This is a genomic window from Streptomyces sp. NPDC047061 (genome assembly GCF_040643955.1).
Taxonomy (GTDB): Bacteria; Actinomycetota; Actinomycetes; order Streptomycetales; family Streptomycetaceae; genus Streptomyces.
In genome coordinates, this window is sequence record NZ_JBEYVI010000027.1 from 70,450 (window position 1) to 92,508 (window position 22,059).

At 72.9% G+C, this 22,059-nt stretch carries 12 protein-coding genes; 3 read left to right on the forward strand and 9 right to left on the reverse strand.

Annotation, left to right across the window (positions count from 1 at the left end):
• The first annotated feature begins 5 nt into the window (after positions 1-5).
• Positions 6-338: a nuclear transport factor 2 family protein gene (locus ABZ887_RS32075; protein WP_361296912.1), complete on the forward strand. Its 333-nt coding sequence runs from the start codon at positions 6-8 to the stop codon at positions 336-338.
• Between the two features lie 62 nt (positions 339-400).
• On the forward strand, positions 401-1,021 hold the full coding sequence (locus ABZ887_RS32080) for a TetR/AcrR family transcriptional regulator C-terminal ligand-binding domain-containing protein (RefSeq protein ID WP_361296915.1): 621 nt from the start codon (positions 401-403) through the stop codon (positions 1,019-1,021).
• Positions 1,022-1,077: 56 nt separating this feature from the next.
• Here the strand turns inward: ABZ887_RS32080 and ABZ887_RS32085 are convergent, their stop codons facing one another.
• Entirely contained in the window at positions 1,078-1,650 is a 573-nt protein-coding gene (locus tag ABZ887_RS32085) for a TetR family transcriptional regulator C-terminal domain-containing protein (protein ID WP_361296918.1), read from the reverse strand.
• Between the two features lie 180 nt (positions 1,651-1,830).
• Here ABZ887_RS32085 and ABZ887_RS32090 point away from each other — a divergent pair, with 180 nt between their 5' ends.
• On the forward strand, positions 1,831-2,850 hold the full coding sequence (locus ABZ887_RS32090; RefSeq protein ID WP_361296921.1) for an alcohol dehydrogenase catalytic domain-containing protein: 1,020 nt from the start codon (positions 1,831-1,833) through the stop codon (positions 2,848-2,850).
• Between the two features lie 38 nt (positions 2,851-2,888).
• Here ABZ887_RS32090 and ABZ887_RS32095 read toward each other — a convergent pair whose 3' ends face one another.
• The 8 genes from ABZ887_RS32095 to ABZ887_RS32130 all read right to left on the reverse strand — a co-directional run bounded on the left by ABZ887_RS32095 (position 2,889) and on the right by ABZ887_RS32130 (position 22,048).
• The gene (locus ABZ887_RS32095; protein ID WP_361296924.1) at positions 2,889-4,244 is read right to left on the reverse strand and encodes a mycothione reductase; all 1,356 of its coding nucleotides are present in this window, start codon (positions 4,242-4,244) and stop codon (positions 2,889-2,891) included.
• 166 nt (positions 4,245-4,410) lie between these two features.
• The gene (locus ABZ887_RS32100; protein WP_361296927.1) at positions 4,411-5,310 is read right to left on the reverse strand and encodes an NAD-dependent protein deacetylase; all 900 of its coding nucleotides are present in this window, start codon (positions 5,308-5,310) and stop codon (positions 4,411-4,413) included.
• A gap of 89 nt (positions 5,311-5,399) precedes the next feature.
• Complete coding sequence (locus tag ABZ887_RS32105) at positions 5,400-5,963, reverse strand: hypothetical protein (RefSeq protein ID WP_361296930.1); 564 nt, start codon at positions 5,961-5,963, stop codon at positions 5,400-5,402.
• A 142-nt stretch (positions 5,964-6,105) separates the two neighbouring features.
• Positions 6,106-7,884, reverse strand: coding sequence for a hypothetical protein (locus ABZ887_RS32110; RefSeq protein ID WP_361296933.1), 1,779 nt, complete (start codon positions 7,882-7,884; stop codon positions 6,106-6,108).
• Positions 7,877-13,093, reverse strand: coding sequence for a hypothetical protein (locus ABZ887_RS32115; RefSeq protein WP_361296936.1), 5,217 nt, complete (start codon positions 13,091-13,093; stop codon positions 7,877-7,879). Before ABZ887_RS32115 ends, ABZ887_RS32110 begins: the two co-directional genes overlap by 8 nt.
• A complete protein-coding gene (locus tag ABZ887_RS32120; RefSeq protein ID WP_361296939.1) occupies positions 13,090-16,284 on the reverse strand; it encodes a hypothetical protein in 3,195 nt (1,064 codons plus the stop codon). The genes ABZ887_RS32115 and ABZ887_RS32120 overlap by 4 nt, the downstream gene beginning before the upstream one ends.
• Complete coding sequence (locus ABZ887_RS32125) at positions 16,281-17,468, reverse strand: kelch repeat-containing protein (protein WP_361296942.1); 1,188 nt, start codon at positions 17,466-17,468, stop codon at positions 16,281-16,283. Before ABZ887_RS32125 ends, ABZ887_RS32120 begins: the two co-directional genes overlap by 4 nt.
• A gap of 26 nt (positions 17,469-17,494) precedes the next feature.
• Complete coding sequence (locus ABZ887_RS32130; protein ID WP_361296945.1) at positions 17,495-22,048, reverse strand: DUF6603 domain-containing protein; 4,554 nt, start codon at positions 22,046-22,048, stop codon at positions 17,495-17,497.
• Between the last annotated feature and the right edge of the window lie 11 nt (positions 22,049-22,059).

Here is a 22,059-nt window from a genome sequence, read left to right on the forward strand (position 1 = left end):
TTACCATGAGCATCATCGAAACCCCCGCAGCCATCCAGACCTTCGTCGAGGCGACCAACCGCGGCGACGCAGAGGCGTTCGCCGCCGCGTTCACCCATGACGCCGAACTCGACGACTGGGGCCGCGAGTTCCGCGGCCGCGACGGAGTGCGCGCCTGGGACCGGACCGACAACATCGGCGTACAGGCACATCTCACGCTGGACGCGATCGAGCCCGGCGCGTCGTCCGACACCTATGTCGCGACCCTGACCGTGACCGGCAACGGCCACAACGGCACCGGCCCCATGACCTTCGTCCTGCGCGACGGGCTCATCGCGAGCCTGCGGATCGCTCCCTGACACCGCGCGCGACCTGACACAGAAACCGGCCCACCCCCCCCGGCAACCGAGCAGGAGCACACATGGCGAACGACACGAACCGACCCACCGCCGGGGAGGGCAGCGGTCGCGGACGGGGGCGCCGGCCCGCGGACGAGGTCCGCGCGGACGTCCTGCGCACCGTCGGGGAGCTGCTGCTCGGCGAGGGCATCGCCGACCTCACCTTCGAACGCGTCGCCCGGGCATCGGGCGTCAGCAAGACCACCCTCTACAAATGGTGGCCCTCCCGAGGTGCGCTCGCCCTCGACGGCTACTTCCACGCCGTCGAGGACACGCTCGCCTTCCCCGACACCGGGGACATCCGCGCCGACCTGCTCGCCCAACTCCGCGCCTTCGCACAGGTGATGACCCGGACCCCGGGAGGTCGCATCCTGGCCGAGCTCATCGGCGAGTCGCAGACGGACCAGGACCTGGCCACCGCCTACCGGAAGCTCTACTCGTCGCAGCGGCGCCGGCTGGCGGGAGAACGTCTCCACCGAGCCCAGGAACTCGGCCAGATCCGCGCCGACGTCGACGTGCAGATTCTCGTCGACCAGCTCTGGGGTGCCGTCTACCACCGACTGCTCATCCCCGACGAACCCGTCACCGACGACTTCATCGTCGGACTCGTGAACAACCTGCTGGACGGAGTCCGCCCGAAGTAGTCCGGTGGCGTCGGTCGGAGCCGCCCAGGATCGGGCGGGCGGGAAGGCCGGCAGGCTCAGCGCAGGACGACGTCGAACACCATGTGGAAGAACGCGTCGATGGGGGCGGCGGACTTGTCGGCGCGGGCCGCGATCAGGGCGCCTTCCCAGGCGCTGAGGACGAAGAGCGCGGTCGCCGGCACGTCGAGCGAGGCGCCGACGTCGCCGGATTCCCGGGCTTCGCCGAGTACGCGCTCGATGTGCGAGGCCCACTGCCGGAAGCCGCGCCGGACGGCCGAGCGGATCTCCTCGGAGTGGTCGGCCACCTCGGCGCCGAAATTGCCGACCAGGCAGCCGCGGGCGAAGCCGCTGTCCACCGTGTCCGAGCCCATGAACTCGAAGTGTGCCCGGAGGCGCTCCAGCGGGGGGCGCCCGGCGGCGTCGAGCATGTCGAAGCGCAGGCCGGCGGCATAGCGGTCGAGCGCCTCCAGGGCGCTGTCCTCCTTGCTGGCGAAGTGGTTGTAGAAAGATCCCTTCGGGGCGCCGGCGGCCGAGGTGATGTCGCTTATGCCGGTGGCGTTGAAGCCCCGGGTGCGGAACTGCTCCAGTGCCGCCTGCGCGATCTCCTCGCGCTTCGACGGACGTGCCATTCGGATCACCTCACCCTCAATATGTCCGGTCGTCTTGGCCGCTGTCAAGCCTGGGACGCGTGCCCGCTCACCCTTGTCGACCAGGCTTGACGCCATCTAAGACGACCGGTCATATTGAACCCGCAACGTCAAGCCGAACCCCGTCGGCCCAGGCCCGGCGGGCGGTACCAAGGAGCATCCATGTCCACCACCTACCGAGCCTTCGAGGCCACCGGAGTCCACAACCTGCGGCTGGTCGAGCGGGAGTCGGCCGACCCGGCGCCCGGACACGTCCGCCTCCGGGTGGAGACCTGCGGCGTCTGCCACTCGGACGTCCTCGCCGTGGAGGGTCTGCGCGCCGACCCGTCGAGTCCGATCGTGCCCGGCCACGAGATCGTCGGCGTCATCGACGCCGTGGGACCGGGCGTCACCGCCTGGCACCCCGGCGACCGCGTCGGCGTCGGCTTCCTGAACGGGCACTGCGGGGAGTGCGAGCCGTGCCGCCGGGGCGACTTCGTCAACTGCCTCGACCAGGGGCAGACCGGCACGAACGTCGACGGCGGCTACGCCGAGGTGACCTACGCGCGCGCCAGCGGACTGGTCCGCATCCCCGAGGGCATGCCCGCGGCCGAGGCCGCCCCGCTGCTGTGCGCCGGACTGACCACCTTCTCCGCGCTGCAGCAGGACTCCGTCAGAGCGGGCAGCCTGGTGGCCGTGCAGGGCATCGGCGGGCTGGGACACCTCGCCCTCCAGTACGCGCGCAGCCTCGGATACCGGGTCGCCGCCGTCGCCCGCGGCAAGGACAAGGAGCCGCTCGCCCGTGAACTGGGCGCTCACGAGTACATCGACAGCGCGGAGACGGACCCCGGCGCGGCGCTGGCCGGCCTGGGCGGCGCCTCGCTCGTCATCGCCACGGCGTCAAGCGGCGCGTCCATGAATCCGCTGGTGCGCGGCCTGGCGCCGGGCGGGAAGCTCGTCGTCGTGGGTGCCGCGCCCGACCCGCTGTCGGTGGCCACCGCCGACCTGATCTTCGGCACCCGGAGCATCGTCGGCAGCCTGACCGGCTCGTCCATCGAGAACGAGGACAACCTCGCCTTCACCCTGGCGCACGGCATCCGCCCCGCCATCGAGACGATGCCCTTCGAGCGGGCCATGGACGCCTACGAGCGGATGCTCTCCGGCAAGGCACGGTTCCGCGTCGTCCTCGACGTCACGGCCTGATCGTCGCCGCCCCAGGCGCACTTCCTCGTACCGCCGGACTACAGCTCCAGCAGCGCCTGTTCGACGGCCTCCGTGAGAGCCGGGTGGATGTACATGACGTCGTGCGCGATCCGGTCCACCGTCAGTCCCAGGGACATGGCCTGGATCAGGGGCTGGATGAGCGTGGCGGCCTGGGGCCCGATGATGTGCGCGCCCAGGAGCATGCGATCGGTGGGGCTCGCGAGGAGTTTGACGAAACTGGTGGTGTCCTCCAGGGCCCATCCGTAGGCGGTCTGGGCGTAGTCGCGGACGCTCACCAGGAAGTCGATGCCGCGCCGCCGCGCCTCCTGTTCCGTGAGGCCGACACCGGCGATCTGCGGGTGGGTGAACACCGCGTGCGGCGCCACCGTGTTCGGCAGCGTCCGCACGTCCTGCGGATGGAGGATGTTGTGCCGTACCACCCGCGACTCGGCGTTCGCCACGTGCTTGAGCTGGAAGTGGTTCACCGCGTCGCCGAGTGCCCACACCCCCGGCACGGACGTGCGGTAGGCGTGGTCGGTGACGATGCGGCCGTGTTCGTCCAGCTCCAGCCCGCCGTCCACGGCCCGCAGCTGGTCGGTGTTGGGCCTGCGGCCGACGGCCACCAGCAGCATGTCGGCCTCGACGGCGTGCTCGCCGTCCGGAGAGGCCACCCGTGCCGCCACGCCGTCCCCCTTCGGTCCGACAGAGGCGACCTCCGAACCGAGCAGCACACGGTGCCGCTGGGCGGCGAGTTCGGTGAAGCGCTGCGACACCTGCTCGTCCTCCGCCATGAGCAGGCGGGGCCCGCGCTGCACGATCGTGACGTCCACGCCGAACGAAGCGAACACGTGGCCGAACTCGGCCGCGATGAAGCCGCCGCCGAGCACCAGCAGGGAGGCGGGCAGGTCGTCGATCCGCATGATCGTGTCCGAGGTGTGGAAGGGCACGGTGTCGAGCCCCGGGATGTCCGGCACCACCGGCCGCGACCCCACCGCGACGACGAACGTCTCGGCGCTGATCCGCTCCGCGCCGACCTCCAGCACCTTCGGGGCCACGAAGCGGGCCGCCTCGGTGAACACGTCGACGCCCTGGCTTCTGCGGTATTCCGCCGCACTCTCGTGCAGCGGATCGATGCGGTCGAACACGCGGTCCCGGACGGACTTCCAGTCGACGTGCGACACGCTCGCGTGGACTCCGAGACGCCGAGCCTCCCGCGCTCCCTCGGCGGCGTCCGCGGCGACGACGAACATCTTGCTCGGGATGCATCCCCGGTTCAGACACGTGCCGCCGAAACGGTCCGGCTCGACGATGGCGACCCGCTGACGATCGAACTCCTCGGACAGCAGCATGTTGCCGCTGCCCGCCCCCAGGACCACGAGATCGTAGTGCCGCATGTCTTCCACCCTCCGTCGGCGGGACACCGGCCGTGCGGCGCGTGGCCGTGAGAACACGGTCCCACGGATCTCCATTCTGTTCGCATACGCCGCTTTCCACCACTGACGGACACGAGGACGACCAGGGGCCCGAGGCCGGTGCGTCCGGACACCGGTGGGCGCCGCCTCAGCCCGCGGACCCACCGCCGACCGGAATGCCCAACCGGTGGGCCACAGCCGTCAGGGCCGACCCGAGGGGGAGCGCGACCCGGGTGAGGGCGAGCGGGTCGCCCCGGGTCGGGTCCTGGTTGACGATCAGCACCGGCTTCCCCTCCTGGTGCGCCTGGCGGACGAACCGGAGCCCGGACATCACCGTCAGCGAGGAGCCCAGGACCAGCAGTGAGGACGCCTCACGGACCAGCCGCCGGCAGTGCTCGACGCGCTGCGGCGGAACCGCCTCGCCGAAGAACACCACGTCCGGTTTGAGGACGCCGCCGCAGCGCGCGCAGGGCACGACGCGGAAATCCCCGACCTGCGCGTCGGTGAGGTCGGCGTCACCGTCCGGGTTGATCCCCGCGGCCACCGGGTCGAAGCCCGGGTTCTCGGCCTCCAGCCGCCGGGCGAGTGCGCTGCGCGGGCTGAAGACGCCGCAGGAGAGGCAGACGACCCGGTCGAGGCTGCCGTGGAGTTCCACGACGCCCTCACTGCCGGCGGCCTGGTGCAGGCCGTCGACGTTCTGGGTGATCACACCCGAGACATGGGCGTGCCGCGCGTACGCGGCCACGGCCCGGTGCCCGGCGTTGGGGGTGGCACGGCCGAAGGTGCGCCGGCCCAGGTGGCTGCGCGCCCAGTAACGGCGCCGCGCGTGAGCGCTGCCGGTGAAGTCCTGGTACGTCATCGGGGTGTGCCGGCTCAGGCTCCCGCCCTTGCCCCGGTAGTCCGGGATGCCGGACTCCGTGGAGAGTCCCGCGCCGCTGAGCACCAGCACACCGCCGGTGCTCAGCGCATCGACGACCGGTTCCAGATCGGTGGTGCCCGGCGGCAGATCCGCGGCGGGGGTCCAGCTCAGGGTGGGGCGCATGCGCATGCCACCAGGGTACGAAGTCGGCGCCGCCCCACAGCCGCCTCCAGGCGTTCTACGTCCTCTACGTGCCTGGACTCCCGCGGAGCGCCACGTCAGCAGTGTCTGCTGGTCAGCCAGAAGCAGGTCCCGGCTCCCAGACCGAACACGAGGTGTGCGCTCAGGTCGTCGGCCAATGTCCTCGCGCTGTACTTCCAGATCGGCTTGTAGAGCCCGGCCTGCGGGAGGACCAGATAGCCACTGGCCCACACCGCCGCGCCGAAGGGAATGCCGAGCAACGGGTTCGGGCGCCGGACCGATCCGGCGGCGATCCCGTACAGCGCACCCCAGACGGAGCCGTAGGACCAGTGCATCGCGGTACTCACGAGCCATGCCCACCGGTCAGGAACCTCGCGCTGGGTGAACCCCTCCAGGAGCCGCTTCGCCACCTTGCCCGGATCCGGGGCCGCTTCCCAGTCTTCGACCGGCGCGAACTCCCAGTCCTTGGGACCTTCGGTCCCTCCTGCGCGGCGATATCGCAGATAGCGGGTGGCATCCATGCACATCGTCCCCGCGACGCCTGCGACGACGCCGTCGACGACGGCGGCCAGCGGCGTGAGGGGCCCTCGTCGTGGACGTCTGGTTCCCATCATGCCCATCACTTCACCCACCTCGGGCAACTACCGGTGCCTGGGGTCGCGCCGTCGCCCCCCTGACCTCCAGGAAGTACAGAATCCCACCGGTCGCCTTCGCCCGCACCCCAGCCCCCTGGCTCGCGAGGAGCGGCCTCCCAGTACGGAAGTCTGTGCTGGAACCACGATGTCAGCCCGCCTGCTCGTCGCTGGGGATCAGTTCGTCGAAGCCCAGGCCGCTGGAACGCTCGCCGCGGCCGGTGTCGCGCTGGATGCTCAGCCACACGACCACTCGGCCGGTTCGGGTCCGGGTACGGTTGTACGCCGCCGTCAGGCGGGTGCCGGAGCGCGGCACCTCCTCCTCGTTGATGTAGTACGACCGGCCGGCGTCCAGGCCCTCCCGCAGCAGGGCCGTCCTCGGCCGGACCGGGGTGGTGCCGTCGACCTCGCTCAGCATCGATGCTCGCTGCAGCTGCACGTTCCGGTTGTCGCCGGGGACGTGCACCGGGATGAACGGGATCCAGTTCTCCGGCACCGAGCCCATGACCTCGTAGGAGATCGGCGCGTGCGGTGCGTCCGGAGTCCCGGGCTCGTGCAGACGGCGGCGGAAGGCGAGCGACTCCGCCGCGACCTCGTCGCCGGCCCGGCCCTCGCCGCTCGTCATGCGCACGGTCTGCTCGATGCCCCAGACCAGGTTCGCGCTCTCGTCGCGGACCAGCGCGACCGCTTCGAGCGCCGGTCCGGTCGCGACCTTCGGGGTACCGGGCGGGAGGAGCAGCCCGGCGTCGCCGTCGAGGGTGTACATCGACCAGTGGCGCCGGTCCGTGCCCTCGTCGGCCGAGGTGATCCAGCGGCGCTCACCGAAGACGTCGGTCACTGCCAGGCCCTGGATCCTGGCGAGCGTGCCCGCCGGCAGATCGCACGGCAGCTGGTACCAGTCGTTGCTGAAAACGAGAGCGAACTCGAGGAAGATCAGGCGCGCCAGGTCGGTGCTGTCCGGTGTGACGGCGGCGAAGTTCGTCCGCCCGTCCTCGACCGCCCACCAGCGCGGCAGCGGCATGCCCGAGAACCGTACGGGCGAGGGGAAGACCGTGCGGTTCAGGGCGGGCGGTGCCGTGCCGGCGCCGCCGAGCGAGCCGCCGTCCTCGACCGAGAACGCGTGCCAGTCGAGCTCACCGCCGGGATACTCGGGCGCCGTCAGTACCCGTTCCCCGTCGGGACCCGCGGCGGAGACGGAGAACCGGTGCTCCAGCCGCCGCGGATCCCACGCGTCGTCACCGCCCGGCTGGTCGATGAGTTCGTCGAACCAGGCGACCAGCCGGAGGCCGAGCGCGTCCAGCGCGTCGCGGTCCTGGCGGCGCAGGCCGGAGATGCCGTCGGAGGCGTGGCCCCCGCCCTTGACGTGCTGGTAGAGCGGGTATCCGTCCATGCGCCGGCCGGCCACCGTCTGAAGGGTCGCCCACACCTCCGGATGCGCGGCCGGCGCGTCGTCGGGCCCCGGCAGGGCGATCGGGTAGTCGTGGACGTACTCCTCGGCGACGTCGCGCCGGTTTCGCACGGACGACGCGGCGACCAGCTTCAGCCAGCGGCGGCCGAGCGAGAGCCGCAGGTCGAACGAGATCGGCTCGGCACCGAGGGCGAAGGGCAGGGGCCGCCGTTCCGCCACCGTCTCGAGCGGACGGTCGGTGGGCAGCGGCTCGGCCTGGCCACCGGCCGGCCGGAAACGGGTCGGTGGGCTCGCGACGACGGAGTAGGTCGCGGTCACCGGCGAACCGCCGTCGGTGCCGCGGAACTCGCCGAGCTGCCACTGCCGGGCCAGCAGCCACAGCGGGTCGCGGATCTCGGCGCGCAGCGCCCGGGCGAAGTCGGTGGTGCGGGGCCGGCCCTCCAGCCGGTTCCACACGCCGACCGTCGGGTTCTCGCGGCGGAGGAGCGCGCCGGCGAGGTCCGCGATGCGGGGCTCAGTCATGGTCTGCCTTCCAGCGCACGTTGGCGATCGCGAGGTCGGTGCTGATGGTGATCGGCTGCCGGGTCGCCGACAGCACGGTCGCCGGCAGCAGCTGGGCGTACCCGGTGTTGTCCAGGTGCGCCGGTTCGACCAGCCGGGTGCGCGCCAGGTCGAAGGTCTCGGTGACCGCGGCGACGAGGTCGGCGACGTCCCACGTACCGGTCCGTACCGGCGGGGCGACGAGCAGCATGCTCTGCGGCGGTTCGGAATCCGGGCTGTCGGCGTGCACCGCGATGCCGGTCGTCTCCTTGTCGGTGGGGAGCACCTCGGTCCACTCGTCGAACAGCAGCCCGCACTCGGTGTCGTCGCCGCGCGACGGTTCGTCCGCGTAGTGCGCGGTGAACAGCACACGGTCCCCGGTCAGGTCGGCGCCCGCGGCGAGCTCCATCCCGAGCCAGTGGTCGTTCGCCCGGAAGGGCAGCTGGATCGGCACCAGCCCCGGTTCGTCGTCCGGCTGACCGGACAGCAGGCCGTCCTCCCCGCGCAGCGCGTCGCTGAGCAGCACGACCCGTTCCCAGAGCCGGGGCATCTCGCGCACCCTGGCGACGCCGTGCAGCCAGTCGTCGACGGGGAAGTCGCGGCGGAACGGCGCCTGGGTCAGGTGCCGGACGAGCTTTCCGCTGTCCTCGAACGCGTTGTGCTGCTCGTCCGCGAAGGCGCCCGGGATGTCGTACTCGGGCACGACGAGGACGTCCGAGCCGAGCATCGCGCGCAGCGCCCCGGTCGCGGCCGACGCGCGGTCCGCGGAGGTGGCGCCGGGCTCGTCCGCGACGGCCAGCGCCCGATCGCCGGCGGCCACCCGGTCCTGGAGCTCGACGGCAAGGGTGCGAGCGCGCGCCAGCAGTTCCGCGCCGAACGCGACCACCCGGTCCTTCAGACCGGTCAGGTCGAGGCCGGTGGGGTCGATGTCGGTCAGCGGCCCCAGGCGGTCGACCCGCTCCAGCAGGCCGCCGAGCGTCGTCTCGTCCGTCCCGGCGAGGGCCTTGAGGTCGTTCACCCGGCCGCTGAAGATGTTCCGCGCACGGCGGATCGCCGAGAGGAAGTCGCGGGGCGTGCCCGGGTTCACGGCCGGGGTGGTGGTGAGCAGCCGCTCGATCGCGCGCAGCAGGCGCAACCGCTCGGCGTCCGGGGTGGACTTCGGCAGCTTGTCGTACGCGGCGAGCTGCGCGTCGGCGTCGGCCAGCGCGCGGGCCAGGCGGTCGGCGATCGCGGCCACCGCGGCCAGCACCTCCGCGTAGGCACCTCGCCGCCACGTGGTCAGCTCGCCCCAACCGCTGCGGACCACGCCGAACCCGGCCGAGGTCCCGGCCAGGCCGGCGTATCGGGTGAGGAAGACGTCGATCCGGTCCAGCACCTCGCCGCGCCGTGGCGGGGCGGGCGCCGTCGGGTAGAGCCGCGCCAGGTCGCCGACGTAGTCGGCCACGTCGCCGGCGAGATCGGTGAGCGACTCGCGGACCTCTTCGGGCCGTCGCGGCGACACCGAGACGCCGTCGTCGAGGGACCGGTCCGGGGTGGTGGGGCCGGCCGCCGGCACCAGGTCGCTCGGACGCAGGGGCCGGCCGGTGGTCAGCAGCGTACGCAGGGCGCTGATCAGCGGTGAGAGCTCGAAGAAGGTGATCTTGTCGGGGATCCGTTGCGTGTAACGGATGGTCAGCTCGCGGTCGGGCCGCGGGTGCGCGTCATCGACCACGGCGCCGATGATCCGGTCGTCGAGGTCGGTCATCGTGGCATCCCCGACCGGCCGCACGGCCCACAGCAGGTCGATCGGCGCCAGGCCGATGTCGTCCTGGGTGACCGTGTGTTCCTGGGCGTGGCCCTTCTCGTCGGTCCACGTGACCAGCGCGGCGACGTTCCGCGGCGACGGCAGCAGGGACGGCAGCCAGTCGTTGACCGCCGGCTCGGCCTGGGCCCTCGGAGTGTCCCGGCCGGCCGGATTCAGGCCGGTCTTCAGCCGGAGACCGAACCGGTGGGTGAGCGTGGTCCCGCTGCGCGGTGTCTCGATCACCGCGGGCTCGGGCGGCAGCCCCTCCTTGGCGTAGGAGTCGAGGGTCGCGGCGGCGCGCTCGACGTTGCCGGCCAGTGCCTGGTGGGCGGACTCGGCGACGGCGAGGTCGGCGACCGCGTCGTTGATGTCGAGCAGCCGTGCCGCTTCGGCGGTGATGGCCGCGGCCTGGGCCGGGCTCGCGTCGGGCAGCGTGTCGATGCCGAACTTGTACGTCTGCGGTACGGCGTTGCGGGTCAGGTGCCGGACCAGGGCGAGACCGTCGACGACGTTCCTGGCCTCCACCTGTCCGATCTCGACCTGCCCGGGATCCGTGCCGGTCGCGGTCTGTTCGATCTTCCCCGCCCGCAGGGGGAACCGGAGCCGCAGTGCCGCGATGAACTCGTCCACCTCGGCTTCGCCGTGCCGGTCGTGCAGGCCGCGCTCGAACTGGTAGCCCAGCAGCGCGCCGAGCGACTGGCCCTGCCGCAGGCCGGCCAGGACGGACTGGGCGGTGCGGACGCGTTCCGCACTGAGGTCCACCGCGAACGCGCCGGGGTTGTCGGGCGTGCGGTTGGCCGCGTATCCGGCCCGCAGCACGGCCGCCGTCCGGGCGTGGCCGGGTGACGGCGTGTGGACGAACCCCTCGTTGCGCGGGTCGTGCAGCAGCGGCTTGCCGCCGGCGAACACCGTGGCGAGCGGACCGGTCAGGGTGACCGGTTCGAGGGCGGTGGTGTCCGGGCGCAGGTCCTCCAGCCAGCCGTACGCGCCGAGGTGCAGTCCGGTGCGGGCCGGTGCGGTGCCGTCCGGGCCGAACCGGAGCTCGGAGAGCCGTTCGGTGGCCAGGCCGAGGCGCCAGGCGTCGAGCCGGTGGGTGGCCAGGTCGAGGTGCTCGGCGAGCACCCGTTCCAGCCGGGCGGTCGGCAGGTCGGCCAGTACGTCCAGGGCCTTGGCCTGCTCGGCGAGCGGGGCCGCGGGGCCCGGCTGGGACAGCACGTCCGGGATGAAGTCGACGAGCAGCCGGGCCGGGTCCCCGGTGGCGGCGGGGGCCGGGGAGTACAGCAGACGGAACCGGCTCTCGCTCTCCGTGGAACCGGCCCGGACGTGGACGAACGGTGCGTCCGTCGGCGACGGCACGGGCATTCCCGCGGCGGCCGCGAGGGCGCGCGCCGTGTCGTCCCAGCCGAGCAGCACGGCGTGGCGCAGCAACAGGTAGAGCAGCGTGGCCGGGCGGACGTCGTCGGTGAAGCCGAATTCCAGCCGGATGGTGTCCAGGTGGGTCTGCGCCGGTTTCGCGCCGGCCAGGTCGGCCAGCCAGCGCACGTAGTTCTTCCCGTCCGTGGTGTACGCCCTGACCGGTTCGGTCTCCGACAGCGGGCGGTCGTCGACCAGCGGGGCCAGGAAGGGCTGCTGGAAGTCGGTGAACAGCCGGCGGAGCAGGTCCGGGGACGGGCCGGGCGCGGCACCGAACCGCTCCAGCAACGCGCGCACCGGTTGCGGCTGGTGCAGCGCGTCCAGGGCCGGCAGCACGGTGCCGCCCAGCCCGGCCAGGTTCTCCCGGTTGAACAGGTCCTCGACGCTTTGGGCGTACCGCTGGTGGTACTCGGCCGAGGTCGGATGCAGCGCGAGGAGGTCCAGCAGCAGCTGGTGCGGGTCGTCGGTGTCCTGGCCCAGGTGCGGCACATGGGCGGCGGCCGCTGTCCAGTCCTCGGCAGCCGCCTTGAGCACCTTCTGCAACGCGAGGCGGTGTGTCGCCGACTGCGGGTAGGCGAGCCGGGAGAACGCGGTCGTCGGCAGGATGCCGTACGGCTGCCGGCCGATTTTCACGGTCGGCAGGGGACCGCGGCCGGAGACGTACTTCAGGAAGAAGTCGCGGGTCGCCGCGACGGCGGCCGGGCCCAGGAGCGGGTTCATGGCGGTCTGGAGGAAGTAGCCCCAGGTCGCCGGCCACAGCGCGGTGTTCGCGGCGCGGGCGTCGCGGTGGTCGGTGCCGTCCGCGTTCGGCATCCCGGTCAGCACGGCCGGGTCGAGGCCCAGCAGCTCGACGAGCTGCTGTCCGTCCGTTCGGGTGGTCCAGTCCGCCGGAGCCGCCGCCGCGAACGCCGTCGTGCCGGCCCGCAGGGCGGCGTCCGCCTCCTGGTCCGCGTCGACGCCCGCGGAAGCCGCTTCGGAGTTGTTGGTCGGTGTCCCCTGGGGCAGCAGACTGAACCCGTCCGCGCCCCGCAGCTGCCGGGTGACGAGGTCGGCGAGGTCGAGGGCGGTCTTCGCCGGCGTGGACTGCTCACGCAGCCCGAGTACGACCAGCCGGTCGAGCCCGTCGCGGAACTGGTCGGTGCGGGGGATGCGCACGCCCATGCCGACCGCGACCGCCCGGTCGAAATCGGTGAGCCAGCGGAGCCCGTCCGGGACGTGCAGCACCCCGGTCTGTTCGTTCACGCTGATCTGGTCCGCGGCGGTGGGGTCCGGGCTCACCTGCAGCGTCGCGGGCACCGGGGCGCCGGTCACCGACACCACCTGGGCGCCGCCGACGAACCCGAGCACCCGGAAGCGGTCCGGCAGCAACCGGGCCTGCGCGGCACCCGTCCAGGAATCCGTGGCCACACTGCCCGCCGCGGGCGCGGGCAGCACGAGGAACGCGACGACGACGTCGTCGACCGCGCTCACCGCGGCACCGTCCACTCCGAACGGACGACGGGCGCGGATCGCGTCGGCGCGATCGGCCCGCACGGCGGCGTTCAGGGCGGCGTCCGCCCGCCGTACGGCTTCGGGGTCACCGTGGGCCCGCCAGATCGCGGTCCAGTAGGTGATCGAGGGCTGGCGGTCGGCCGGAGCGGGAGCGGTCGTGCCGCGGATGACCAGGACCACGGAACCGTCGGGCACCCCCGCCGGTTCGTCCGCGGGGTTGGCGGGCGTCCTGGTCCGCAGAAGCCAGGACGCCCGTCCGGGGGAGACCCGCCCGGCCAGTTCCCGCCACGCGGTCTGGAGCTCGACGGCCCGACCGCCCGCGGCCCACCGGGCGGTCCAGTACGCGTCGAGCGCGCCGATCTCGGCGTCGGTCGGCTTCGGTTCGAACTTGTCCACGGCCCATTCGTCGGGGAACACCCGGACCAGGAGCTCGGTGGGGGTGAAGCGGGCCTCGATGCGGACCGGGGCCAGCAGCACCGGGAAGTCGTCACTCAGTGCGGTCATCGCGGCAACATCTCCTGTGCGTGTACGGCCACCAGGACCGGCACCTGGAAGAGGATGTAGGCCAGGTCGGCGGAGCTGAGCCCCGCGGACCACAGCGGCAGGTTGACGTCTTCGGCGCGCTGGTCCTGCTTCTCCGCGTCGTCGGTCCCGTCGAAACCGGCCAGCGGCACGGTGACGGCCGGGTCCAGGTCGAGGAACCCGCGACCGCCGGGGTCGACGTCGTCCCAGGTGAGGTCGTTCCACACCTCGAGGTGGGTGGGCGGCCCGTCGTCGACGCCGAAGCGCGGGTCGCCGGGACGCTCCTTGATCACGAAGAACCAGCCGGCGTCCACGCCGGGGCGGCCGAGCGCCTGGTCGGCGTCCAGGTCGAAGCCGAGCAGGTAGATGTCCGGGTCGGCCTTCGCCTCGTACGTCGGCAGCAGGAGCTGTTCCGGCGAGGGCAGTCCGGTCGGCGGGAGCTCGACGAGCCGCCGGGGCTGGGTCGGGTCGGGCAGCCCGTCGCGACCCGGTGGCCATTCCGCCTTCTGGGCGTAGATCGCCGCCGTCGGGTACTTCTTCAGCAGCTCGCCGCGGACCACCAGGACGAGGTCGTCGCCCTGGGGCCGGCCGGTCTTCCGGTTCTCGTTGTCGCCGAGCCGGGTACGGAGGGACCACTCGTGGATCGGCGGGATGTCGTAGCCTCGCTCGCGGCGTTCGGCCGCGGTCTCCCGCGGCTGGGGCAACGCGGTGACCGGGTCCCAGAACTGCCGGAACGGAGTGCCGCGCTGGTCGGTCGGGTACTCCCGCCAGAGCAGCTCGCGGGCCATCTCGTGGTTGAGCCCCACGAGGTAGGACTCGATGAACTCCCGGTTGTTCGCCAGCAGGGTGATCGAGTTCGGCGGCACCAGGTTCAGGTTCGGGACGAACGAGTCGACCGAAAGCGCCAGCAGCGTCTGGTACATCGGCAGATCGAAGACCGGGTAGGCCATCGCCTCGGTGAACTCCGCCGCGAACGGCCGCAGCCGCTCCGGCAGGCTGACCGACCCCTCCAGCAGCGCCCGGGGCACGGTCTCGTCCGCGCGCAGCCCGGCGAGCACCGAGGTCGTCGTGCCGAGCACGTCCAGCTGGGGTGGCCGACGGGTGTTCCCCACCGCGACGCTCGTGTCGAGCCCCTCCTGCAGTTCGCGCAGCGCCGCCTTGAACCGGAGCGCCTCCTCGCTGTCGGTGGTGCCGGGGTGCGGCCGGACCGGGTCGTCGAGGGCGCGCAGCACGAAGTCCGGGCTGTGCGCCAGGACGTCGACCGGGTCCGCGGCCGGTGGCCGGTCCGGGTGCAGCGTGGCGGCCAGGTCGGCCGGGGTGACCAGCGCCCCGGGCGTGATCTTGACGGGCGCCGCGGTGACAGGGTCGACGGGGGCGTCCATCCGGGACAGCAGGCCGTCCGCTCGCGCGCCGTCGAACGGCAGGGTCCGCATCAGGCGGGAGCCCGGCCGGACAATACGGCGCATCGCCGGCGACACCGGCGCCGCCGCGACCTGGCTGGTCGCCACCCGGAACCCGACCGCGACCTTGTCCGCGGTGTCGGCGACGAGGCCGGTCCCGGTGCTCGCGGTGGTCGTGACCCGGGAGTGGGCCGGTGCCGTGAGGGTCAGGGAGCGGCCCGACAGCGCGGGCGCCGCCGCGAGTGCCGCCGGGCTGCCGCCGGCCGGCGGGTCGACGTGCTTGGCCTGGAGCACGTGACCGACCTCGCGGGCCAACTGGGCGGCCCGGATCCGGCCGTTGGCGACCAGCACGTCGCCGACCTGCGCCCACGCGGCCGCCATCAGGTCTTCCTGGCGCTCCCGGACCACGCGGGCGCCGAGGTTCGCCGCGACCCGGAACCGCGGGTCCAGGTTCAGCCGGTGCACCCAGTTGTGGCTGGTCTCGGGCGGCACGTCGGTGCCGTTCCCGTCGTTCAGCAACCGGGTGGTCAGCGCGTGCCAGCGGCCGTACAGCGGGGGTGTGATGATCGGGTCGGGGCCCGCGCCGTCCGGTCCGGCGGCGAGGGCCGCGGCGGGCCCGGCCAGGGGAGCGGCCGCGTGCGCCGCCGCGGGTGCGTGCCGCTGGTAGTCGTCGGCCAGGTTGAGCACATCGGCCAGCGCCCGCTCGAACGGGTGGGGATACGGCGGCGCCGAGGGCGGCGTGCCCAGGAAGTTGTCCCAGTTCTCGGCCGGGTCGACCGGCGCGTCCTGCCGTACGGGTACCTTGAGGGCGCCGCCGAGGGGCAGCACCCCGCCGAGCTCTACGGGCGTCTCGATCCCGTGCAGTCCGAGGCCCGGTGACCGGTGCACGTCCATGCCCCGGCGGCCGACCCGCTGGTCGGGGGCCTGCGGCCGCAGCAGCCGGACCAGGAACTCGAAGTCGCCCGCGGTGCCGGTGCTGAACCCCCACCGGTGGTAGTAGGGCAGCTGGCCCTCCGCAGGCCGGTTCGGATAGGACGGGCCCCAGCTCGAGTACAGCGCGCCCGGCGACGCCGTCGGGTCGAGCCCGAGGCCTGCGAGCCGCCCGGTTTCGAACGCCGGTACTAGGAACGCCTCGTACGCGGTGTCGGGCCGCAGGCGGCGCGGGCAGATCAGCCGGGAACAGGCGCTGTCCGGGTCGGTGCGCAGGAGTTCCCCGAGCGCGGCCAGCGCCGCGACCGTGTCGTCGGTCGCGACCGGATCGGCCAGCGAGCCGTTGACGTGGACGTGTGCCCAGGCGCCCAGCTGGGCGGGCGGCGGCAGCGTGCCGGCCGGGTCGGCCACGGTGATGGAGGGCAGCGGGTGCGCGGGCCCCGGCACCTCCGTGAACTCCGTGCCGGCGGCCAGCACGACGAGCGCCAGCCACGGCGCGAGCCGCTGGGTGGTCCCGTCCGGGGCGGCCGGGCTGTACCGCCAGACGAAGTCCTCCTCCGAGAACTCGATGTGGGCCAGGAAGTTCGGCTCCACGATGCTCACGCCCGGCCGCGGCTCGGTCCGTGAGATCGCCCTCGGGTCCACCCCGGCGACGTCGCCGGGGCCGTAGAGCTGGACGTTCTTCGTGACGAGCGGCAGGGTGACCGTGCCGCCGTCGAGCGCGTCGCCCAGGACCTGGAGCCGCACTTCGACACTGGCCCGTTCGGCCGTCTGCGGGTTCTCGGTGATCCGGGTACTGATGCCGGTGCGCAGCCACGGCAGGAAGGAGTACGCATTGGTCACGGCGTGCTCCCGTCGAACAGCTCGGTGGTCGCGGTGAGTTCGACGCCGGCCGGGTCGGCGGCCGCCAGGCCGGACCGGACCGCACCCCCGGCGACGAGCACCCGGTCGTCGGACAGCGCGGTGGCGGCGAACGACCACCGCCCGGTCGTGAGCCCGGCCGCCGGCGTCCACGTGTTGCCCGCGACGTCGTAGACGAACGCGCTGCGGTACCCGGCCTCGTCCCGGTCGCTCGCGGACCCGCCGGCCACCAGGACCTGCCCCGATCCGAACGCGACGGCGCGGTGGAACGCCCGGCCCGACGGCATCTCGGCCCGCTCGGTCCATGTGCCGGTGTCCAGGTCGTACCGCTCGACCGTCCGCTGGCTGAACGGGTCGAACGGCGCGGCGCCCGGCGAGCCGGGGGCGGTGCCGCCGGTGACGAGCACGGTCTTGTCGGAGAGCCGGGTGGCCCGGTGGTGGTGGCGGGCGTGCAGCAGGTTCCCGGTCGGCGCCCACTGTCCCGGCGCGTCGTCCTCGCCCGGGGTGTACAGCTCGCAGAACGCGAGGGCCGCGTCGTCGGCCGCGCCGGTCGGGGCGACCCCGCCGACGACCAGGACGACCCCGTCGGCCAGCGGGACGGCGGTGTGACCGGTCCGCGCGTCGGTCATGGCGGCGACGGTGTGCCACTCACCGCCGTGGCCGGGGTCGTATCGCTCCGCCGACCGCAACGCGGTGGTACCGCCGCCGGTGCGGGCCGCGCGGCCGCCGGTCACGAGGACCGACCCGTCTGCGAGCAGCGTCGCGCTGTGGCCCCAGCGAGCCGTTTCCAGCGGACCGGTCGCGGTCCACCTGCCCGTGCCGGGGTCGTAGACCTCGGCGGTCCGCAGGCCGGTGGTGCCGTTGAGTCCACCGGCGGCGAGGACCTTCCCGTCGGCGAGGAGGGTGAGGGTGTGCAGGTGCCGGGGCGTGTGCAGGGGGTCCCTGGCCCGCCACTCGCCGGCCCCGGCCCCAGTCCCGGCCGCGGGCGTGAAGACCGCCGTGTCGGGGATCGCGGAGGAGGTGGCGTCGGCGCCGCCGGCGACGAGGACGGTGCCGTCCTGGAGCAGCACGGGGCCGTCGTGCTGTCCGTACCAGGCGGCGGGGGTGATCAGGTCGTGGGCGTCGGTCGTCCATGTCCCGACGGTGGCCGCGGTGAGTGTGGTCATGGTGTGTCGTTCCTCCAGGAGCCGGGTCACGGGATCAACACCTCGCCGGTGCCGGCGGGGTCGGTGGTCGGACCGGCGGCACCGGCGGCGACGAGCACGCGGTCGTCGGTCAGCTCGGTCATGGCGTGGCCGAAGCGGCCGAGGCCGAGGCCGGCGACGGTGGTCCAGACGTCGTCGCCGGGGTCGTAGACGAGGGCGGAGCGGTAGCCGGCGGTGAGCTCCGGGGCCCCTGTGCCGCCGGTGAGGAGGACGGCTCCGGAGCGCAGCAGCAGGCACCGGTGCCTGCTGCGGCCCCCACCGGGCATGGCCGCCACCGCCGTCCACAACCCGGTCACCGGGTTGTACAGCTCGGCGGAGGCGAGGCTGTGCGGGTCGAGGGTGCCGTCGGCGGCGACGACCGGGTCGCCGCCGGTGACCAGCACCTTGCCGTCCGGCAGCAGCGTCGCCTGGTGGCCTGTGCGGGCCTCGGCGAGGCTGCCGGTGGGGGACCAGCCGGTGACCGGGTGGTACAGCTCGCAGTACGCCAGTGTGTTCGCCCGGCCGTTTCCGGTCGGCAGGGCACCGCCGACGACCAGCACCCGGCCGTCGGCCAGCGGCACGGCCCGGTGCCCGGTGCGGGCGTCGGTCATCGGCGGGGCAGCGGTCCAGGTTCGCGTGAGCGGGTCGTACAGCTCGGCCGACGCGAGCGCGCCGTCCTCCTGCCCGGGCCGGACGCCACAGCCGCCCGCGACGAGCACCCGGCCGTCGCGCAGCAGGGTCGTCGTGTGCCCGTGCCGCGCCGTGCTCATGTCCGGCACCGGTGTCCAGGCGCCCTCGGCGGGGTCGAGGACCTCGGCCGAGGCGAGCGCGTTCGTGGCGGAGCGCCCGCCGGTGACGAGGACGCGTCCGTCGGCGAGGCCGGTGGTCGTGTGCCGTTCCCGGGCGGTGCGCAGCGGCGGACCGGCTGCCCATGAGTCCGAGGTGGGGTCGAACAGGGCGGCCGCGGCGACCGGTGCGCCGGCCGCGTCGGTGCCGCCGGCCAGCAGGATCCGCCCGGTGGCCAGCGGCACCAGGTCCGCTTCGGACACCGGCACGGGCAGGACACCGGCGGCGGACCAGGTACCGGGCACGCCCGGGGTGAGGGCCGCTTCGGACGCCGGGATGACGTGCAGCAGCCCGGCCAGGCTCTGGTCGGCGGTGACGAAGTCGGCGAGCGCGTCCTCGGCGGTGGTCCGGCTGCGGAAGGTCGCCGGCGCTCCGCGGGACGGCCGCCCCGGCACGCTCGGCGGGAACGCCTGCCGGTTGCTCTTGAGGTAGGCGACGACGAACCGCTGCTCGGTGACGCGGACGGTGTCGACGGTGGCGAACGGCTGCTTCTGCTGTGCCTGGCGGGCGGAGAGGGCGGCGCGGCTGGTGCTGCTGCCGTTGAGCAGTTGGTCGAAGACCGGCCCGCTGACGGTGTGGAAGCGCTTCACCGGTGTTGCGGTCGCGGCGAATCCCGCCGCCGGTGTGGTGGTGCTGTTGTCGATGATGTGGAGTTCGTAGCGTGCGCTGCGGCGGACCACCCTGGCGGTGGCCAGGGCTTTGTCGGCGACGAGTTCGAGCCCGGCGTCCTGTGTCTCGTAGGAGGGCCGGGACAGCTTGGCGGCGTCGGAGAGATCCTGGAACTGCCCCATGGCGAACCGGTCGGCCGTCTCGCCGGCGGTGGTGAGTCCGCTGTTCGGCACCGGGGTGACGCGGAAGCGTTTGCCGTCCGCGGCGCGTCGGCCGCCGATCCGGTCCACCCGCACGTTCAGCGGCAGGGCCCGTTGCCGGACGAACAGCCTGCCCAGGGGGTGCAGGACCAACTCGCCGGTGTCCGGCAGGTTCCGCAGGTTGACCAGCGCCCGGTTGCCGCCGGACGGCAGCCGGGTCTCCCACCCTTCGGTCTTGCCGATCTCGGCGGCGAGCAGCGGGAGTACGGCGACCGGCGGGAGCGTGGTGTCGCGGTCCTGGCCCCAGGTGATGTCGAAGTTGGCGGAGATGGAGAAGAACAGGAAGCCGATGGAGCCGCGTCCGTGTGCGCGCCAGGGCGCGGGGCCTTCGAGTCGGAAGTCGAGGTCGATGCCGAAGGCGCCGACACCGAAGGCCTTGAGGGTCACATGGGCGGAGATGTGGACGGCGAACCGGAACGGGGAGAACTGGAACAGCCCGTCGAAGCCGAGGTGGCCTTCGACGCCGAAGCCGCTGAATCCGAGCCGGACTTCGGCTTTCGCGCCGAACTGGACCGTGTTGCTGGTGATGGCGAAGTAGCCGAGCACCCGGATCAGCTGGTTGCCGCGGTTGAGCAGGTCCACCGACAGCCGGTCGGGAACGGGGAACGGCAGGGGCGGTGGCCGGTAGGCGGGGTGGAATCCGCCGACGGTCAGTACCAGATCGGGGTTGTCGCCCCAGGCGACGAGGACGCCCATGCCGCCGTCGATGGTCATGGCGAGGATACGGGAGTCGAAGAGTTTCGCGAAGAACCACAGCCGTGACTTGTCGAGTTCGAGTGCGCCGACGAACTGTGCCTGGACGACCAGCAGCGGATCGTCCACCGTGGGCAGCGCGGCTTTGAGTACGCCGAGGACGGCGATGTTGCCGGGGATCTCGATGATGACGCCGAGCGAGATGCTGATCAGCGTCGGGGTGCCCCAGCCGATCTTGGCCATGGGTCCGATGAGGAAGGTGCCTTGTTCGGGCGGGAAGAACCGGGCGAGGTCGGAGAGGATCCGGGGTGCGTTGGCGATGACGTCCTTCGGGAAGGCGACGGACTCGATCGCCCCGGTGCGCACGCCTTCGACGAGGGCGGCCAGGTTCATGCCGCGGTTCAGCCCGACCAGGCCACCGACGGCCAACAGCGTGAACCCGTACCCCAGCTGGATTCCACTGCCGAACTCCGCCGTCAGGAGGAGCAGCAGGGAGAACCCGGCCGAACCGTCCGGCTGGCGCGTCGTGATCAGCCCGATCGCTTTCAGCGCCAGGAAATCCGCGAACTCCAGCTCCAGCGCGCCCGCGTACTCCCCGCGGTCCGGGTCGAACGCCAGGAACCCGCCCCCCGAGATCCCGCCCGCGTCGATCGACAGGCCCGCCCCGGAGGGCGGTTTGAACCCGAGGGAGAAGTCGGCGAGGCCCAGACTGCCGCCACTGTCCGGTTGCGACATCCGCAGCACGGCACCGGTCCGCTGGACCGCCACGAAGACCGGGCCGAGCCGGGCATCGACCGAACCCGACGCTTCGAGCGTGATGTCCCCGCCGGCCAGCGACAGCGCGAGGTGCAGGCTGGTGACGGTCACGGGACCGACGCCGAGATTGACCGGAACGTCGACCTCCGCCCCGGCGGCCCCCTTGAAGCGCAGTCCCGTGGCGGACGACCACGCCAGCGCGAGGTCGACGTCCAGCTCGATCGAGCCGGCGGGCAGGATCGTGCTGAGGAACCCGTCCGCGTCGGCCAGGTCCAGGACGACCTTGCCGCCCTCGACGGCCGCCTCCACCACGAGTTCGCCGTCCGCACGTCCCTCGGCGGCGTTCCATTCGAGGTCCGCACCCGCCGTCGCGCGCAGCAGCCGCGCCTCGATCCGCGAGCCGCCGGCCGTGCCCAGCACGAGGATCGGCGGAGCCCCGGCGGCGTACGGGGCCTGGAAACCGAACCGCACGCCGCCCCGGACTTCGGCCGCCGGCGGGACGACCCGGAGATCGGCGGGCGGCAGCAGTTCGACCGCGGCCTTCTCCTCCAGAGCCGCGTCGGACGTCACGACGAGCGCCACGGTGTCGCCGATCGGCAGGACCAGATTCAGCCCCTCGGCGGCCGCCAGACGCAGCAGGGCCTGGACGCCGGGCACCGGGTCGTCGGTGACGCTGATGTCGACCGCGGCGACACGCAGGAACGGCGGTGGCCCGCTCTGCACGAACGCGAAGTTCGTGACCGCGCCGAGGAAGATCGCCAGCCGGCGCAGCAGCAGGTCCCAGTCGAACTCGGGCGTGCCCCAGCGGTAGAGCTGCGAGAGGACGTCGACCGGGTCGTGGAGCAGCGCGTTCAGCCGGTCGAAGCGCAGGACGCGGCGCACGTGCGCGGGCGCCGCCGGCGTCGCGGCCTGGGGCGCCGACTCGAGGACACCGAGCAACTCCAGTGAGTACCCGGCCATCGGTATCTGCTCTTCGAGGTAGGTCGCCAGCGCGAAACCGAGCAACCGCTGCCCCACCTCCGCGGCGAACGCCTCGACCTCGGCCTGCCGTGATCCGGCCGCCTGCGCCCCCGCCCTGATCGCCGTGGACACGACGTCGATCGCCGTCGTGACGGACTTGATGACCTGCGCCGTGGCCGCCACCGCCGTCGCGATCCGGGCGGTGTCACGGGAGTCGATCGCCGCGGCCAGGTCCGTCACCACGCGAGGCAGCGCGCTCAGCGCGGTCGCGGTGTCCCCGATCGCGGTCTGCACGGCTTGCGCACCGAGGACCACGTCGGGTGCGGGCAGCCCGATCTCGGCGAACAGGAGGGGGATCTCGCCGCCCCGCAGGCGTTGTTCGAGCGGCGCGAACGCCCGCCCCATCTCCAGCATCAGCGATTCGACGGTCAGTGCCATTTTTCGCTCCC

Bases quoted from the DNA above. Each gene is read 5' to 3' on its own strand.
- ABZ887_RS32110 (WP_361296933.1), bottom strand. From the start codon at position 7,884: ATGACTGAGCCCCGCATCGCGGACCTCGCCGGCGCGCTCCTCCGCCGC.
- ABZ887_RS32085 (WP_361296918.1), bottom strand. From the start codon at position 1,650: ATGGCACGTCCGTCGAAGCGCGAGGAGATCGCGCAGGCGGCACTGGAG.
- ABZ887_RS32100 (WP_361296927.1), bottom strand. From the start codon at position 5,310: ATGCGCATGCGCCCCACCCTGAGCTGGACCCCCGCCGCGGATCTGCCG.
- ABZ887_RS32090 (WP_361296921.1), top strand. From the start codon at position 1,831: ATGTCCACCACCTACCGAGCCTTCGAGGCCACCGGAGTCCACAACCTG.
- ABZ887_RS32075 (WP_361296912.1), top strand. From the start codon at position 6: ATGAGCATCATCGAAACCCCCGCAGCCATCCAGACCTTCGTCGAGGCG.
- ABZ887_RS32095 (WP_361296924.1), bottom strand. From the start codon at position 4,244: ATGCGGCACTACGATCTCGTGGTCCTGGGGGCGGGCAGCGGCAACATG.
- ABZ887_RS32115 (WP_361296936.1), bottom strand. From the start codon at position 13,093: ATGACCGCACTGAGTGACGACTTCCCGGTGCTGCTGGCCCCGGTCCGC.
- ABZ887_RS32130 (WP_361296945.1), bottom strand. From the start codon at position 22,048: ATGGCACTGACCGTCGAATCGCTGATGCTGGAGATGGGGCGGGCGTTC.
- ABZ887_RS32125 (WP_361296942.1), bottom strand. From the start codon at position 17,468: ATGACCACACTCACCGCGGCCACCGTCGGGACATGGACGACCGACGCC.
- ABZ887_RS32080 (WP_361296915.1), top strand. From the start codon at position 401: ATGGCGAACGACACGAACCGACCCACCGCCGGGGAGGGCAGCGGTCGC.